1 protein-coding gene (only partly in view) is annotated in these 19,308 nt (G+C 73.0%); it reads left to right on the top strand.

All coding sequences use genetic code 11. The features are described from left to right. Nucleotides 1-19,303 carry the 3' portion of a type I polyketide synthase gene (locus L3Q67_RS03060; protein WP_499188083.1) on the top strand. Its footprint begins 8,276 nt before the window's first position, so 19,303 of the gene's 27,579 nt are visible here — the last part of the coding sequence; its start codon lies beyond the left edge, outside the window; its stop codon occupies nucleotides 19,301-19,303. The last annotated feature ends 5 nt before the right edge of the window (nucleotides 19,304-19,308 follow it).

Here is a 19,308-nt window from a genome sequence, read left to right as displayed (position 1 = left end):
CGGTCTCGCGCTGACCATCTCGGTCCTGCGCACCCTTGACGCTCCACTGTGGACGCTGACCCGCGGTGCGGTGAGCACCGGCCAGGGTGACGAGGTCGAGTCGCCCGCCCAGGCCGCGGTGTGGGGCTTCGGCCGCGTCGCCGCGCTGGAGTACTCGCAGCGCTGGGGCGGGCTGGTCGACCTGCCGGAGGAGGTCGACGCCAACGCGCTGCGGCGGCTGCTCGGCGTGCTCACCGGGACCGAGGACCAGACCGCGATCCGCGCCACCGGCGTGCTCGGCCGCCGCCTGGCCCACCGGCCGGTGGACGCGCTGCCCGCCGCCGACGACTTCACCGCGGGCGGCACGGTCCTGGTCACCGGCGGTACCGGTGGTCTCGGGGCCGCCGTCGCGCGCTGGCTGGCCGGTCGTGGCGCGGAGAACCTGGTGCTCACCAACCGCCGTGGCCTGGACGCGCCGGGCGCGGCCGAACTGCGCGCGGAACTGACCGAACTGGGTGCGCGCGTCGAGATCGTCGCCTGCGACGTGGCCGACCGCGACGCGCTCGCCGCCGTGCTCGCCGACATCCCGCCCGCCATGCCGCTGACCGGGGTCGTGCACACCGCGGGCGTCGGGCAGTCCTCGCCGCTGGAGCTGACCGGGCTGCCGGAGTTCGCCGACGTCATGTCCGCGAAGGTGCTCGGCGCGCGGAACCTGGACGAGCTGCTCGGTGATCGCGAGCTGGACCTGTTCGTGTTGTTCGGGTCCATCGCCGGGGTGTGGGGCAGCGGTGGCCAGAGCGCCTACGCCGCCGCGAACGCCTACCTCGACGCGCTGGCCGAGCGCCGCCGCGCCCAGGGGCTGACCGCGACCTCGATCGCCTGGGGTCCGTGGGCCGAGGTCGGCATGGCCACGCACGAGGAGATGTCCGGCAGCCTGCTGCGCCAGGGCCTCGCCTTCCTGGACGCCGGGCCCGCCATCGCCGAACTGCACCGCGCGGTCGTCCAGCACGACGTGACGGTGACCGTGGCCGACGTCAGCTGGGACCGCTACCACCCGCTGTTCACCTCGCGCCGCCCGAGCGCGCTGCTCAGCGACCTGCCCGAGGTCAAGGCGCTGGCCGAAGCCGAGGAGAAGCAGACGGGCGAGTCGTCCGGCTTCGCCGCCGAACTGCGTGAGCTGCCCGAGGCCGAGCAGCGCCGCCGCCTGGTCGCGCTGGTGCGGGCCGAGGCCGCCGCGGTGCTCGGGCACAGCTCCGCCGAAGAGGTCGGCGAGCAGCGGGCGTTCCAGGAGATCGGCTTCGACTCGCTGACCGCGGTCGAATTACGTCAGCGACTCGGCGGCGCGACCGGCCTGACGCTGCCGGCGACGCTGATCTTCGACTACCCGACGCCGAAGGTGCTGGCCGACCACCTGCACGACGAACTGCTCGGCTCGGCCGCCGAAGCCGTGGTGTGGCAGGCGAACAACGGCGGCTCCACCGACGAGCCGATCGCCATCATCGGCATGGCCTGCCGGTTCCCCGGTGGCGCGGACACGCCGGAGGAGTTCTGGCGCCTGATCGCCGAAGGCACCGACGCGATCACCGAATTCCCCGGTGACCGCGGGTTCGACATGGCCATGCTCTACGACCCGGACCCCGACAACCCGGGCACCACCTACTCGACCGCGGGTGGCTACCTGCACACCGCGGGCGACTTCGACCCGGCCTTCTTCGGCATCTCGCCGCGTGAGGCCGTCGGCATGGACCCGCAGCAGCGCCTGCTGCTGGAGACCACGTGGGAGGCCATCGAGCGCGCCGGGATCGACCCGGCCTCGCTGCGTGGCACCCGCACCGGCGCGTTCATCGGCTCCAGCTACTCCGAATACGGCGCTGTGGACGGCGGCGGATCCGAGGGCTACGCGGTGACCGGCAGCAGCCCGAGCGTGCTGTCCGGCCGCGTGTCCTACGTCTTCGGCCTCGAAGGCCCGGCGGTCACCGTGGACACCGCCTGCTCCTCGTCGCTGGTCGCGCTGCACCTGGCCTGCCAGTCGCTGCGCAGCGGGGAAAGCACGCTGGCGCTGGCCGCCGGCGCCACGGTGATGCCGAACCCCAAGCCGCTGATCGCCTTCAGCCGCCAGCGGGCGCTCGCGCAGGACGGCCGCTGCAAGGCGTTCTCCGACTCGGCCGACGGCATGACCCTGTCCGAGGGCATCGGCATGCTGCTGGTCGAGAAGCTTTCGGACGCCGAGCGCAACGGGCACCCGATCCTCGCCGTGGTGCGGGGTTCCGCGGTCAACCAGGACGGCGCTTCGAACGGGCTGTCCGCGCCGAACGGTCCCTCGCAGCAGCGGGTGATCATGCAGGCGCTGGCCAACGCGGGTGTCGAACCGTCCGATGTGGACGCCGTGGACGCGCACGGCACCGGCACCACCCTGGGTGACCCGATCGAGGCGCAGGCGCTGCTGGCCACCTACGGCCGCGAGCGCGACCCGGAGCGGCCGCTGCTGCTCGGCTCGGTCAAGTCGAACATCGGCCACTCGCAGTCGGCCGCGGGCGTGGCCAGCGTGATCAAGATGGTGATGGCGCTGCAGAACGGCTTGCTGCCGAGGACTTTGCACGCCGACACACCGTCGTCGCACGTGGACTGGAGTTCGGGTGCGCTGTCGCTGCTGAACGAGCCGGTCGAATGGGCTTCGAACGGCCGACCGCGCCGGTGCGCGGTGTCCTCGTTCGGGGTCAGCGGGACCAACGCGCACGCGGTGATCGAAGAGGCGCCGCCGGTTTCGGCCGAGCTGGCGCCGGTGGTCGTGGAGCAGCCGGGCGGCGTCGTGCCGTGGGTGCTGACGGCCCGCAGCGAAGCCGCGCTGGCAGCGCAGATCGCGAACCTGCTGCCCGCGGTCGAGGGCGAGCGCCCGGTCGACGTCGGGTTCTCGCTGGCCACCACGCGCTCGAAGTTCGAGTACCGCTCGGTGCTGATCGGCTCGGCCGAGGTCCGCGGACTGGCCGATCTGGACGGTCGCGTCACCTTCGTCTTCCCCGGCCAGGGTGCGCAGTGGGCGGGCATGGGCGCGCAGCTGATCGACGAGTCGCCGGTGTTCGCCGCGCGGATCGCCGAATGCGCCGCCGCGCTCGCTCCCTACCTGGACTGGTCGCTGCTCGACGTGCTCCGCGGGGTGGAAGGCGCGCCCTCGCTGGAACGCGTCGACGTGGTGCAGCCCGCGTCGTTCGCCGTGATGGTGTCGCTCGCCGAGGTGTGGCGTTCGTACGGTGTGGTGCCGGACGCGGTGGTCGGGCACTCGCAGGGGGAGATCGCGGCCGCCTGCGTCTCCGGCGCGCTGTCGCTGGAGGACGCTGCGAAGGTGGTCGCGCTGCGCAGCCAGGCGATCGGCCGTGAACTGGCCGGGCGCGGGGGCATCGCGTCGATCGCGCTGCCCGCCGACGAGGTCGTCGAGCGGCTGGCCGCGTGGGATGGCCGGTTGTCGCTGGCCGCCGAGAACGGCCCGCGCACGGTCGCCGTTTCCGGTGATCCCGAGGCACTGGACGAACTGCTCGAAACGCTCGCCGCGGAAGGCGTGCGGGTGCGGCGGATCGTGGTGGACTACGCCTCGCACTCCGCGCACGTCGAAGACATCCGTGACGAGATCCTGCGCGACCTGCACGGGCTCGACCCGCAGCGGCCGCGGATCCCGTTCCGCTCCACGGTCACCGGCGACTGGGTCGAGGGCCCGGAGCTGACCGCCGACTACTGGTACCGCAACCTGCGCCAGACCGTGCACCTGGCGGGTGCCGTCCGCGACCTGGTGACCGCCGGGCACCAGGCGTTCATCGAGGTCAGCTCGCACCCGGTGCTCACCGTCGGGGTGGAGGACACCCTCGCGGACGCCGGAGCGCGGGGCGTGGTCACCGGTACCCTGCGCCGCGATCTCGGCGGAGTGGACCGGCTGCTCACCTCGATCGCCGAGGTGTTCGTGCGCGGGGTGGCCGTCGACTGGAAGGCCGCCTTCGAAGGCACCGGCGCGCGCCGGATCAGCCTGCCCACCTACGCCTTCCAGCACGAGCGGTACTGGGTCGGCGGGCCGCAAATGCCCGAACAGCCGACCGGGGCCGACCCGGTGGACGCCGCGTTCTGGGCGGCCGTCGAGCGCGCCGACCTCGCGACGCTCACCTCCAGCCTGCACGTGGACGAAGAGTCGCTCGCCGCTGTGCTGCCCGCGCTGAACTCGTGGCGCCAGCAGCACCGTGAGCAGTCCACCGCGGACGCTTGGCGCTACCGCGTCACCTGGAAGCCGTTGAGCGGCACCACGCAGGCCACGCTCTCCGGTACTTGGCTGCTGGTCACCGCCGAGGGCATCGACGACCAGGAGGTCGCGGACGCGCTGACCGAGAACGGCGCCGAGGTGCGCCGCGTGGTCTTCGACGGCTCCACTGTGGACACCGAGGGCATCACGGGTGTGGTGTCGCTGCTGGCCATGGACGAGGCGCCGAGCGAGACCGAACCGGCGCTGACCCGTGGTCTCGACCTGAGCGTCAAGCTCGTGCAAACGACCGAAACGCCGATGTGGTTCCTCACCCGCGGCGCGGTTTCCACCGGCCGGTCGGACAAGCTGACCAACCCCGCGCAGGCCCAGGTGATGGGCGTCGGCTGGACCGCGGCGCTGGAGCACCCGCAGCGCTGGGGCGGCGTGATCGACCTGCCCGCGCAGCTCGACTCGCGGGCCGGGCAGCGGCTGGCCGCCGTGCTGGCCGACCCGGCGGGCGAGGACCAGTTCGCCATCCGCGCTTCGGGCACGCTGGCCCGCCGGATCGTGCGGGCTCCGGCCCGGCCGAACCGCGCTCGCGAGTGGCAGCCACGCGGCACCACGCTGATCACCGGCGGCACCGGCACGCTCGGCCCGCACGTGGCGCACTGGCTGGCCCACCAGGGTGCCGAGCGGATCGTGCTGATCAGCCGCAGCGGGATCGAGGCGCCCGGCGCCCCCGAACTCGTCGAAGCCCTGCGCGAGCTGGGTTCCGACGCCTCGGCGGTCTCCTGCGACATCTCCGACCGCCACGCGGTGGCCGCCATGCTCGGCGGCCTGCGTGCCGACGGCCACCAGATCCGCAACGTCATCCACACCGCCGCGGTGATCGGCCTGCACTCGCTCGCCGAGTCCACTTCGGACGCCTTCGGGCAGGTGGTGAACGCCAAGGTCCGGGGCGCCGAGCACCTGGACGCGCTGATCGACGAGGAACTCGACTCGTTCGTGATGTTCTCGTCCATCTCCGGCATGTGGGGCAGTGGCCAGCACGGCGCCTACGTCGCGGCCAACGCCTACCTCAACGCACTCGCCGAGAACCGGCGTGGCCGCGGCCTGCCCGCGACCGCGGTGTCCTGGGGCATCTGGGCCGACGACCTCGGCCTCGGCCGCGTCGACCCGGAGCAGATCCGCCGCAGCGGCCTGGTGTTCATGAAGGCGCGCCTGGCGCTGTCCGCGCTGGGCCGCGCGCTCGACGAGAACGACACCGACGTGGCCATCGCCGACGTCGACTGGAACCGGTACCACCCGGTGTTCACCGCGACCCGGCCGACCACGCTGTTCGACGAGATCCCCGAGGTCCGGCAGCTCACCGAGGAGGCCGCGAACGCCGCGCCCAAGGACGACGGCGGGTTCGCCGACCGGCTGCGCTCGCTGCCCGCCGCCGAGCAGGAGCGCGTGCTGCTCGACCTGGTGCGCACGCAGGTCGCCACCGTGCTCGGCCACTCTTCGGCCGACGAGCTGTCCGAGCACCGCGCCTTCCGCGAGATCGGCTTCGACTCGATCACCGCGGTCGACCTGCGCAACCGGCTCGCCGCGGCGACCGGGCTGACCTTGCCGACCACGATGGTCTTCGACCACCCGAACCCGATCGCGCTGGTGGAGTTCCTGCTCGGCGAGATCGAGGGCGGCGGCCGGTCCATCGCGCCGGTGGTCACCTCGGCGACCGACGACGAGCCGATCGCCATCGTCGGCATGAGCTGCCGCTACCCGGGCGGGGTCAGCTCGCCCGAGGACCTGTGGGAGCTGGTGCTCGGCGGGGTCGACGCGATCTCCGGGTTCCCTGCCGACCGCGGCTGGGACGCCGACGCGTTGTTCGACCCGGACCCCGACCGCCCCGGCGGCACCTACTCGGTGCAGGGCGGGTTCCTGCACGACGTGGCGAACTTCGACCCCGGCTTCTTCGGCATCAGCCCGCGTGAGGCGCTGGCGATGGACCCGCAGCAGCGCCTGCTCCTCGAAACCGCCTGGGAGGCGTTCGAGCGGGCCGGGATCGATCCGGCCTCGCTGCGCGGCAGCCTGACCGGCGCGTTCATCGGCGCCAGCTACCAGGACTACTCGACCGGCGGCACGGACGCCGCCGGCGCGTCCGAGGGGCACATGATCACCGGCACGCTGTCGAGCGTGCTGTCCGGCCGGGTGTCCTACCTGTTCGGGCTCGAAGGCCCCGCGGTCACCATCGACACCGCGTGCTCCTCTTCGCTGGTCGCGATGCACCTGGCCTGCCAGTCGCTGCGTGGCGGCGAAAGCTCTCTCGCGCTCGCCGGTGGCGTCAGCGTGATGGCCACGCCGGGTGCGTTCGTCGGCTTCAGCCGTCAGCGCGCGCTCGCCCAGGACGGCCGCTGCAAGGCCTACTCCGACGCCGCCGACGGCATGACGCTGGCCGAAGGTGTCGGCCTGGTGCTGCTGGAGCGGTTGTCCGACGCCCGCCGCAACGGGCACGAGGTGCTGGCCGTGGTCCGCGGCAGCGCGATGAACCAGGACGGCGCCTCCAACGGCCTGACCGCGCCCAACGGTCCCTCGCAGCAACGGGTGATCATGCAGGCGCTGGCCAACGCCAAGCTCGACCCGTCCGAAGTGGACGCGGTGGACGGGCACGGCACCGGCACCGCGCTGGGCGACCCGATCGAGGCGCAGGCGCTGCTGGCCACCTACGGCCAGGTCACCGACCGGCAGCTGCTGCTGGGTTCGGTCAAGTCGAACATCGGTCACACGCAGATGGCCTCCGGCGTGGCCAGCGTGATCAAGATGGTGCTGGCGCTGAAGCACGGGGTGCTGCCGAAGACGCTGCACGTGGACCAGCCCTCGTCCCACGTGGACTGGAGCGCCGGGGCGATCCAGCTGCTCACCGAGTCGACGCCGTGGCCGGAGACCGCCCGCCCGCGCCGCGCCGGGGTGTCCTCGTTCGGCCTCAGCGGCACGAACGTGCACACCATCCTGGAGCAGGCGGAACCGGCCGAGGCACCGGCCGTGGTCACCGAGTCCGGCCCGATGCCGGTGCTGGTCTCGGCCCGCAGCGAGGACGCGCTGCGCGCGATGGCCGGGCGCCTGCTGTCCACTGTGGAATCCGAGCACCTGACGGATGTCGCCGGCGCTTTGGCGACCACGCGCTCCACCTTCGAATACCGCGCCGCCGTGGTGGCCGAGGACACCGAGGACCTGGTGCGCGGGCTGACCGCCCTGCGTGACGGGCAGCCGGCCGCCGGACTGGTCCGCGGGACCGCCACCCGCGGCAGGCTCGCCTTCCTGTTCACCGGCCAGGGTAGCCAGCGGGCCGGGATGGGCCGCGAGTTGTACGACCGGTTCGAGGTGTTCGCCGACGCGCTGGACGCCGTGCTCGCGCACTTCGACACCGAGCTGGACCGGCCGCTGCGCGAGGTGATGTGGGCAGACACTGGAAACACTTCAGCACTGGACGAGACCGGCTACACCCAGCCCGCGTTGTTCGCGCTCGAAGTGGCGCTGTTCCGGCTGGTGGAGTCGTGGGGCGTGAAGCCGGACTACCTGGCCGGGCACTCGATCGGCGAGATCGCCGCGGCTCACGTCGCGGGTGTCCTGTCCCTTGAGGACGCCGCGAAACTGGTCGCCGCGCGCGGTCGGTTGATGCAGGCGCTGCCGACCGGGGGCGCGATGGTCGCGATCGAGGCGACTGAAGAAGAGGTCACCCCGCTGCTCACCGAGGGCGTTTCGATCGCCGCGGTCAACGGCCCGAACTCCGTGGTGATCTCCGGTGACGAGGATGCCGTAGCGGCGATCGTCGCCCAGTTCGACGGCCGCAAGACCAAGCAGCTCACGGTTTCGCACGCGTTCCACTCGCCGCGCATGGACGCCATGCTCGACGACTTCCGCGCCGCGATCGCCGATATGACCTTCGAGGCACCGCGCGTCCCCATCGCCACCACCGGTGACGTCACCTCGGTGGACTACTGGGTCGGGCACGTGCGCGACGCCGTCCGGTTCGCCGACAGCGTTTCGTGGCTGGCGGGCGAGGGCGTGCGCACCTTCCTCGAACTCGGGCCCGACGGCGTGCTGTCCGGCATGGCGCGGGAGACCCTGGGCGAGGAGGCGCTGCTGCTGCCCGCGCTGCGCCGCGACCGTCCCGAAGTGACCGCGCTGCTGGGCTCCCTGACCGGCCTGCACGTCCACGGCGTGCGCGTCGACTGGACGGCGTTCTTCGCCAAGGCCGGTGGACGGCCGGTCGAACTGCCGACGTATCCGTTCCAGCACCAGCGTTACTGGCCGGAGCAGAGCACCGCCGAAGCCCCAGCTCAGGGTGACCCGGTCGACGCCGAGTTCTGGCAGGCCGTCGAGCGCGCCGACGTGGCCACGCTCGCCGAGACGCTGGACCTCGACGGCGCCACGGTCACCGCGATGGTGCCCGCGCTGTCCACCTGGCGCCGCAAGCGCCAAGAGCTGTCCACTGTGGACGGCTGGTGCTACGCGGTGACCTGGAAGCCGGTGGAGGCGGGCACCAAGCCGCTGACCGGGCCGTGGCTGGTGCTGGTGCCGGTCGCCGACGAGCGGGCCACCACGATCGCCGACGGCCTCGGCGTGGAGACCACGCTGGTCGAGGTCCCCGGCGACGACCGGGTCGCACTGGCCGAGCGCCTGCGTGACCTCGGTGTCTCGGGTACCCGCCTCGGCGGGGTGCTGTCCCTGCTCGACCTGACCGCCACGGCCGCCGCCGTGCAGGCCCTGGGTGACACCGGCATCGACGCGCCGCTGTGGTGCGTCACCAGTGGCGCGGTGTCGGTGGGCCGGTCGGAGGCGGTGACCGAGCCGGAGCAGGCCGCGATCTGGGGCTTCGGCCGGGTCGTCGCGCTGGAGCACCCCGACCGCTGGGGTGGCCTGCTCGACCTGCCCGCGCAGCTGGACCGCGCGACGCTGCGGCGGCTGCCCGGCGTGCTCGCGGGCGACGAGGACCAGGTGGCCGTGCGGCCGTCCGGGGTCTACGCCCGCCGGCTCACGCACCGGCCAGCCGGTCCCGAGCCGCGCACGAGCTTCGAGCCGAGCGGCACGGTGCTGGTCACCGGTGGCACCGGCGGTCTCGGCAAGCACATCTCCCGCTGGCTGCTGGACAACGGCGCCGAGCACCTGCTGCTGCTGAGCCGTCGCGGGCCGGACGCACCCGGTGCGGCCGAACTCGCGGACGAGCGCATCACCATCAAGGCCTGCGACGTGGCCGACCGGGACGCGCTGGCCGCGGTGCTCGCCGAGCACCCGGTGACCGCGGTGATCCACACCGCGGGCGTGGTCGAAGACGGGCTCGTCGACGCCCTCACCCCCGAGTCCTTCGACGCGGTCATGCGGTCCAAGGCGATCGCCGCGAAGAACCTGCACGAGCTGACCGGCGAGCTGTCGGCGTTCGTGCTCTACGCCTCGACCGCCGGGGTGATCGGCGCGGCGGGCCAGGCCAACTACGCCGCCGCGAACGCCTACCTCGACGCGCTCGCCGAGCACCGCCGGGCGCAGGGCCTCCCGGCGATCTCGATCGCCTGGGGCCCGTGGGCCGAAGGCGGCATGGTCGCCGACTCGGCCGACGCGGTGGCGAACCGGCTGCGGCGCGGCGGGCTCAGCCCGATGGCGCCCGAGCTGGCGATCTCCGCGCTCAAGCAGGCCATCGAGCACGACCAGACCACGCTCGTGGTCGCCGACATCGACTGGACCCGCTACTACCCGGCGCTGACCGCGCTGCGCCCGGCGCCGTTCGCCGCGGACCTGCCGGAAGTACGGCGGATGCGCGAGGTCGGCGCGCCGGCTCCCGAACAGCCCGCCGGGCACGAACTGGCCGGGCTGCCGGAGGCCGAGCGGTCCCGCAAGGTGCTGGAGATGCTGCGGACGCAGGTCGCCGCGGTGCTCGGGCACGCCGACGCGAGCGAGGTGGAGCCGGACCGCGCGTTCAGCGACCTCGGCTTCGACTCGCTGACCACGCTGGAGCTGCGCAACGGCTTGGCCGCCGCGACCGGCCTCACCCTGCCCGCCTCCCTCATCTACGACTACCCGACCCCGCGTGCACTGGCCGAACACCTTCTGGCCGAGCTGCTCGGAAGCCGTGAAAGCCACCTTCACGGCACGGACGCGAGCCGTGAAAGCCACATTCACGGCACCAAGGCGGTCTCGGACGATCCGATCGCGATCGTCGGGATCGGGTGCCGCTTCCCCGGCGGGGTCACCTCGCCGGAGGAGCTGTGGGAGCTGCTGGCCGAGGGCCGTGACGGGGTCAGCGCGTTCCCCGACGACCGCGGCTGGGACCTCGGCATGCTCGCCCAGGGCGCCTCGGCGACCCGCGAGGCCGGGTTCCTCAGCGGGGTCGCCGACTTCGACGCCACGTTCTTCGGCATCAGCCCGCGTGAGGCGCTGGCGATGGACCCGCAGCAGCGGCTCGTGCTGGAGACCGCGTGGGAAGCACTGGAGCGCGCCGGGATCGACCCGGCGAAGTTGCGCGGCAGCCAGACCGGCGTGTTCGTCGGCACCAACGGCCAGGACTACCCGAGCGTGCTGCGCCGCGCCTCGGCCGACGTGCAGGGGTACGTCGCCACCGGCAACACCGCGAGCGTGATGTCCGGCCGCCTGTCCTACACCCTCGGGCTGGAAGGCCCGGCGGTCACCGTCGACACCGCGTGCTCGTCCTCGCTGGTCGCGATGCACTGGGCCACCCGGGCGCTGCGGGCCGGGGAATGCGGGCTGGCGCTGGCCGGTGGTGTCTCGGTGATGGCCAGCCCCGACTCGTTCATCGAGTTCACCACCCAGGGCGGTCTGGCCGCCGACGGGCGCTGCAAGGCGTTCGCCGAGGCGGCCGACGGCACGGCCTGGGCCGAGGGCGCCGGCATGCTGGTGCTGGAGCGGCTGTCCGACGCGCTCGCCAACGGCCACGAGGTCTGGGGCGTGCTCAAGGGCTCGGCGGTCAACTCCGATGGCGCTTCCAACGGCCTCACCGCGCCCAACGGTCCCTCGCAGCAGCGGGTGATCCGCCAGGCGCTGGCCGACGCCGGGGTGACCACGGCCGAGATCGACGCGGTCGAGGCGCACGGCACCGGCACCACCCTGGGTGACCCGATCGAGGCACAGGCGTTGCTCGGCACCTTCGGGACCGACCGCGAAGAACCGCTCTGGCTGGGCTCGATCAAGTCGAACATCGGGCACTCGCAGGCCGCCGCCGGGGTCGCCGGCGTGATCAAGATGGTGCTCGCGATGCGCAACGGCGTGCTGCCGAAGACGCTGCACGTGGACGCGCCTTCGTCCCATGTGGACTGGAGTGCGGGTGCGGTCTCGCTGCTCGACGAACCGCGGCCGTGGCCGGAGGTGGACCGCCCGCGCCGCGCCGGGGTCTCGGCGTTCGGCGTCAGCGGGACCAACGCGCACGTGGTGCTGGAGCAGGCGCCGGTGGTCGAGCAGGCCGTCGAGCCCGCCGAGGTCACGCCGAACGTGGTGCCGTGGCTGGTCTCCGGCCGCACCAAGGAAGCGCTGGCGGCGCAGACCGAGCGCGTGCGCGCCTTCGCCGCCGAGCATCCCGAACTGTGCACAGTGGACATCGCGTACTCGCTCGCGGTCACCCGCTCGACCTTCGCGCACCGCTCGGTGCTGCTGGTCAGCGGCGGCGAGGTGACCGAGGGCGCGCGGGCGTCGGTGCGCCGGGGCGAGGGGCAGACCGCGTTCCTGTTCACCGGCCAGGGTTCGCAGCGGCTCGGCATGGGCCGCGAGCTGTACGACCGGTTCGGAGTCTTCGCGGACGCCTTCGACGCGGTGGCGGCCCGGCTCGACGTCGAACTGGACCGGCCGCTGCGTGACGTGGTCTGGGGTCAGGACGCCGAGCTGCTGCAGCAGACCGGCTGGGCCCAGCCCGCGTTGTTCGCCATCGAGGTGGCGCTCTACCGGCTGGCCGAATCGCTGGGCCTGCGGGCCGACCGGCTCGCCGGGCACTCCATCGGCGAGATCGCCGCGGCCCACGTCGCCGGGGTGCTCGACCTGGAGGACGCGTGCACGCTGGTCGCCGCCCGCGCCCGGTTGATGCAGGCGCTGCCGACCTCGAGTGATGCCGCGTCGCGCAGCGACTCCGTTGAGGGTGGTGGTGGGCGACGGGTGGGCGCGATGGTGGCGATCCGCGCCACCGAAGCGCAGGTCACCCCGCTGCTCACCGACGGCATCTCCATCGCGGCGGTCAACGGGCCTTCGTCGGTCGTCATCGCCGGTGACGAGGCCGAGGTGCTGGCCGTGGCCGAGCGGTTCGAGAAGACCTCGCGGCTGAAGGTCTCGCACGCCTTCCACTCGCCGTTGATGGACCCGATGCTGGACGAGTTCCGCGCGGCCATCGAGGGCCTGACCTTCCACGAGCCGCGGATCCCGGTGGTCGCCACCGGGGACGTGACCTCGCCGGAGTACTGGGTGCGGCACGTGCGCGACACCGTCCGGTTCGCCGACAACGTGCGCACGCTCGCCGAATCCGGTGTCACCACGATGATCGAGCTGGGTCCCGACGGCGTGGCCTCGGCGATGGCCGCGGAGTCTGTTCCCGACGCACTGGTGGTCCCGTTGCTGCGCAAGGACCGCGACGAGGAACTGGCGATCACCGCCGCGCTGGGCACGCTGCACGCGAACGGCGTGGCGGTCGACTGGGAGAACTACTTCGCCGGCACCGGCGCCTCCCGCGTCGCGCTGCCGACCTACGCCTTCCAGCGCGAGCGCTACTGGCCCGAGGGCACCATCGCGATGGGCCCGCCCGAAGGCATGGGTGACCCGGCCGACGCCGAGTTCTGGGCCGCGGTGGACCGCGCGGACGTCGACTCCGTGGCGTCCACTTTGGAGCTGGACGGCGAGACGGTGACCGCGATGGTCCCGGCGTTGTCGTCCTGGCGCCGCCGCCGTCGTGAACAGTCCGTTGTGGACGGCTGGCGGTACGAGACCACCTGGGTCCCGATCCACGACGAGGGCACGCTCACCGGCCGCTGGCTGGTGCTGCTCCCGGCGGAGACGGCCGAGGACGAGTGGACCTCCGAGATCGTGGAGGCGCTGGGTGAGCACACCGTCTGCCTGGACGTGCGCAGCCGCGCCGAACTCGCCGGGCTGCTGGTGGAGGTGAACGAGACCGGGTTCGACGGCGTGGTCTCGCTGCTGGCGACCGAAGGCGCCGAGGTGCCCGGCCACGCCTGGCCCGCCGAACAGCTCCAGGTGCTCGGCGAAGCGGGCGTCACCGCGCCGCTGTGGTGCCTGACCCGCGGTGCCGTCGCGGTCGGTGACGAGGTGGCGGAGAACTTCGGCCAGGCCGCGATCTGGGGCCAGGGCCGGGTGGCCGCGCTGGAGCAGCCGGACCGCTGGGGCGGGCTGGTCGACCTGACCACCGCCCGCGGACTGGCCGCGGTGCTGGCCGGGACCGAGGACCAGGTCGCCCTGCGCGAGAACGGGATCTTCGGCAGGCGCTTGGTCCGGGCGGCCGGGGCCGCCGGTTCCTGGACTCCGGCGGGCACGATCCTGCTCGTCGGCGGCAACGAGGAGCTTTCCGGCTGGCTGACGAGCGCGGGCGCCACCGTGGTGACCGGCACCGCCGCCGACCGCGACGCGCTGGCCGCGGTGCTGGGCGAGCACGAGTTCACCGCCGTGGTCCACGCCGGGGAGGCCGCCGAGGACCTCGAAGGCGCGGTGGCCGGGGTGCGCAATCTCGACGAACTGCTCGGCGACCGGCCGCTGGACGCTTTCGTGGTGCTCGGCTCGATCGCCGGGACGTGGGGTGTGCGTGGCCGCGGCCCGCAGGCCGCCGTGGACGCCTACCTCGAAGCGGTCGTCCGCGCCCGGCGGGCTCGCGGGGCGAAGGCGCTGTACCTCGCCTGGGGTCCGTTTGCGGAGTCGCCGGAAAGCCAGATGGCGCGGCACCTGCGGTTGAGCGGGCTGCCCGGGATGGACGTGGAACTGGCGCTCGCCGCGCTCGGCCGCGCGGTCGCCGCCGGGGACACCTCGGTGACCGTGGCGGACGTGCGGTGGGAGACCTTCGCGCCTTCGCTGCCCGGTGCGCTGCTCGCCGACCTGCCGGAGGCGGCTTCGGCCGCGGTGGAGTCCGAAGTGGACTCGGAGCTGCGGCAGCGGCTGCTGGCCCTGCCCGAGGAGGACCGCGGCGACGTGCTGCTGGCCGTGGTCCGGGACAAGATCGCCGTGGTGCTCGGGCATTCGACCACCGACGCGATCGAGGACGGCTCACCGTTCCGCGACCTGGGCTTCGACTCGCTGACCGCGGTCGACCTGCGCAACCAGCTGAACACCGAGACCGGGCTGAGCCTGCCCGCCACCCTGGTCTTCGACTACCCGACGCCCACGGAACTGGCCGCCTACCTGCTCGAAGAGCTGGTGGGAAGCCGTGAAAGCCACCTTCACGGCACGGAGGTGCGCCGTGAAAGCCACATTCACGGCACATCGGCGGATGAGCCGATCGCGATCGTGGGCATGGCGTGCCGGTTCCCCGGTGGGGTGCGCTCGCCGGAGGACCTGTGGCAGCTGGTCACCGGGGGTGTGGACGCGGTCGGTGAGATGCCCGCAGACCGTGGTTGGGACTTCGGCAAGTTGTTCGGAAGCAAGCAAAGCATCACCCGCCAGGGTGGCTTCCTCTACGACGTGGCGGATTTCGATCCCGACTTCTTCGCCATCTCGCCGCGTGAGGCGCTGGTGATGGACCCGCAGCAGCGGGTGCTGCTGGAGTCGGCGTGGGAGGCGATGGAGCGCGCCGGGATCGACCCGGGGACGCTGCGCGGCACGGACGCCGGGGTGTTCATCGGCGGCGGCAGCGGTGAGTACCGCCTGCCCGCCGAGACCGCCGGGCACGAGTGGCAGACCGCGCAGTCGGCGAGCCTGCTCTCCGGGCGGCTCGCGTACACCTTCGGCTTCCAGGGCCCGACGGTTTCGGTCGACACCGCGTGCTCGTCTTCGCTGGTCTCGCTGCACCTCGCCGCGCAGGCACTGCGCAACGGCGAGTGCTCGATCGCGCTGGCCGGTGGGGTCACGGTGATGTCCACGCCGGTGGGCTTCGTCGAGTTCAGTGCCCAGGGCGCGTTGTCCGAGGACGGCCGCTGCAAGGCGTTCTCCGACACCGCCGACGGCACCGGCTGGTCCGAGGGCGTGGGCATGCTGGTGGTCGAGCGGCTGTCCGACGCCCGCCGCAACGGGCACGAGGTGCTCGCGGTGGTCCGGGGCTCGGCGATCAACTCCGACGGCGCCTCCAACGGCCTGACCGCGCCGAGTGGTCCCGCGCAGCAGCGGGTGATCCGGGCGGCGCTGGCCAGCGCGAAGCTGGGAGCGTCCGATGTGGACGCGGTCGAGGCGCACGGCACGGGCACCAAGCTGGGTGACCCGATCGAGGCGCAGGCTTTGCTGGCCACCTACGGCCGCGATCGCGAACAGCCGCTGCTGCTGGGCACGGTCAAGTCCAACATCGGGCACACGCAGTCGGCGGCGGGCGTGGCCGGCGTGATCAAGATGGTCATGGCCATGCGCAACGGCCGGCTGCCCCGAACGCTGCACGTGGACCGGCCGACCACCCAGGTCGACTGGAGCGCGGGCGCGGTCCGGCTGCTGACCGAGACCACGCCGTGGCCCGAGGTGGGCCGTCCGCGCCGGGCCGGGATCTCCTCGTTCGGGGCCAGTGGCACGAACGCGCACCTGATCCTGGAGCAGGCCGAAACCGTGCCGCCGACCAAGTGGGACGCTGTGGTGGCGCCCGAGCGCAAGCCCGAGGTGATGCCGGTGCTGGTCTCCGGCCGGACCCCGGCGGCGCTGCGGGCCCAGGCGACCCGCCTGCTGGACCTGGCTCGCGAGAACGACGACCTGGCCGGGATCGCGCTGTCCGCGGCGACCACCCGTGCCGCGTTCGAACACCGCGCGGTGGTGCTCGCCGGGCAGCAGAACGAGCTGGTCGACGGTCTGGTGGCGTTGGCGGAAGACGGGGACGCGCCGCACGTGCTGCGGGACGAGGCGGCCCGCTCCGGCAAGCTCGCGTTCCTGTTCACCGGACAGGGCGCGCAGCGGATCGGCATGGGCCGGGAGCTGTACAACCGCTTCCCGGTCTTCGCCGCGGCGCTCGACGAGGTGCTGGCCGAGCTCGACGGCCGCGACATCCGCGACGTGATGTGGGGCGACGGCAGCGACGACGCTGAGGCGCTGAACCAGACCGGGCACGCGCAGCTCGCGTTGTTCGCGGTCGAGGTGGCGCTGTACCGCCTGCTCGAGTCGTGGGGCATCAAGCCGGACTTCCTCGCCGGGCATTCGATCGGCGAGCTGTCCGCGGCCCACGTCGCCGGGGTGCTCACCCTCGACGACGCTTGCGCGCTGGTCTCCGCCCGCGCCCGGCTCATGCAGGCCCTCCCGGCCGGCGGGGCGATGGCGGCGGTGCAGGCGAGCGAGGAGGACGTGCTGCCGTACCTGGTCGACGGGGTGTCGATCGCCGCGGTGAACGGGCCGAACTCGGTGGTCATCGCCGGGGACGCGGAGCTGGTCGAGAAGGTGGCCGAACCGTGGAAGGCCAAGCGTCTCAAGGTTTCCCACGCCTTCCACTCGGCGCACATGGACCAGATGCTGGAGGACTTCCGGACGGTCGCGAAGAACCTGACCTACTCGGCACCGCGCATCCCGATCGCCACCGACGGTGACGTGACCTCCCCCGAGTACTGGGTGCGGCACGTGCGCGACGCCGTGCGCTTCGGCGACGCGATGCGCTCGCTGGACAGCCGGGGCGTGGCCACCTACGTCGAACTCGGCCCGGACGCGGCGCTCTCGGCGATGGCCCGCGAGTCGATCTCCCCGCAGGCGCTGGTGGTGCCGGTGCTGCGCAAGGACCGCGGTGAGGAGAACAGCCTGGTCTCCGCGCTCGCCCGCATCCACACCCGCGGGGTCCGCATCGGCTGGCGCGAGTTCTTCGACGGTGTCGGCGCGGCCAGGGTGGACCTGCCGACCTACGCCTTCCAGCGGCAGCGGTACTGGCCGGACGCGGTGCCTGCCGCGCCCAAGGCGGAGACCGACGGCGTGTCCGACCAGGGTCTCTGGGAGGCCGTGGCGCAGCAGGACTTCGCTTCGCTGGAGTCGGTGCTCGACGTGGACGGCGAGTCGCTGTCGAAGGTGCTCCCGGCGCTGCTCGACTGGCGGCGCCAGCGCGAGGACCAGTCCGTTGTGGACAGCTGGCGGCACCGGATCGGGTGGAAGCCGCTGGGCGGCAGGAAGACCGACCGGCTGGCGGGCTCCTGGCTCGCCGTGGTCCCGGCGGGCGGTGGGGCGCTGCTCGACGCGATCGACGGCGACTTCACCCGCGTCGAGGTGGCGGCGCCCGACCGCGAACAGGTGGCCGAAGCGCTCAAGGCACACGGTGAGACCGAGTTCGCCGGAGTGGTTTCCCTGCTGGCGATGGCCGAATCCACCGGCGGTGGCGCACCGGCCGGGGTCCTGTTGACCGCCACCCTGGTCCAGGCGCTGGGCGACGCGGGGATCACCGCGCCGCTGTGGTGCCTGACCAGCGGGGCGATCTCGGTGGGCCGCTCGGAGACGGTGCCGAACCCGGAGCGGGCCGCCGTGTGGGGCCTCGGCCGGGTCGCCGCGATGGAGTACCCGGAGCGCTGGGGCGGGCTCGTCGACGTCCCGGCCCAACTGGACGACCGCGTGGTCCGCGGGCTCACGTCCGTCCTTTCCGGACTCGACGGCGAGGACCAGGTGGCCGTGCGCACCAGCGGGATCTTCGGCAGGCGCCTGCTCCCGGCGCCCGCACCGGTTCCGGCGCAGGAGTGGAACCCGGACGGCACCGTGCTGATCACCGGCGGCACCGGCGCGCTGGGCGGGCACGTGGCCCGCACCCTCGCCGGGGCGGGGGCGCGGCACCTGGTGCTGGTCAGCCGCCGCGGCCCCGAGGCGCCGGGCGCCGAGGAATTGCGGACCGAACTGGCCGGGCTCGGGGCGGCGGTGACCGTGGCCGCCTGCGATGTCACCGAGCGCGCGGCGGTGACCGAACTGCTCGGCACGATCCCGGACCTGACCGGCGTGGTGCACGCGGCCGGGGTGCTCGACGACGGCATCCTCGACCGGCTCACCCCGGACCGGTTCCAGGACGTGTTCCGGACCAAGGTGGACTCGGCGCTGCTGCTCGACGAGCTGACCCGCGAGGCTGGCCTGAGCGCGTTCGTGTTGTTCTCCTCGGCTTCGTCCGCGATCGGCAACCCCGGTCAGGCCAACTACGCCGCGGCGAACGCGGTGCTGGACGCACTGGCCGAGCGCCGACGCGCCGACGGTCACGCGGCGACCTCGATCGCCTGGGGCGCCTGGGGTGGTGGCGGCATGGCCGATACCGACCACGCCATGGAAACCGCCCGCCGCGCCGGGGTGGCGATGATGGAACCCGAGCTGGCGTGCCAGGTGCTGCGGCAGCTGGCGGCGGAGAGCGAGCCGACCGCGGTGGTCGCCGCGGTGGACCAGAGCCGGTTCACCTCGGGTTTCCGGCCCAGTCCGCTGATGCGCGAGCTGGCGCCCGCGCCGGGCGCGGTCACCGAAGCCGCGCCCGCCGAACCGGAACTGGCCGAGCAGGTGCTCAAGCTGGCCCCGGCCCGCCGCTACGAGGTGGTGCTGGAGCTGGTGCGCACCCGGGCCGCCGAGGTGCTCGGGCAGGCCGATCTCGACGCGGTGCGCGAGGACCGGCCGTTCCGCGACCTGGGCTTCGACTCGCTCGCGGTGGTGGAGCTGCGCAACCGGCTCAACGCCGCGACCGGGCTGAGCCTGGCCTCCACGCTGGTGTTCGACCACCCGAACCCGAAGGCACTGGCCGAGCACCTGCTCGAACAGCTGGTGCCCGAGGGCGCGAGCGCCGGCACCGAAGAGGCCGAGGTGCGCGAGCTGCTCGCTTCGGTGCCGCTGGCGAAGCTGCGTGAGCACGGAATGCTCGACCAGCTCCTGCGGCTGGCCCGCCCCGGCGGTGGGCCGGAGGAGAACGGCGAAGGCGCCTCCATCGACACGATGACGGTGGACGACCTGGTGCAGGCCGCGCTGAGCGGCCAGGACAACGGCCATGACGACGAGTCCGAACCTTCCTGGAAGTGAGTCAG

Source organism: Saccharothrix sp. AJ9571 (genome assembly GCF_021725495.1).
Lineage (GTDB): Bacteria > Actinomycetota > Actinomycetes > Mycobacteriales > Pseudonocardiaceae > Amycolatopsis > Amycolatopsis magusensis.
Note: the sequence above shows the minus strand (reverse complement) of the source record. Positions and strands in the feature narration are given on the sequence as shown.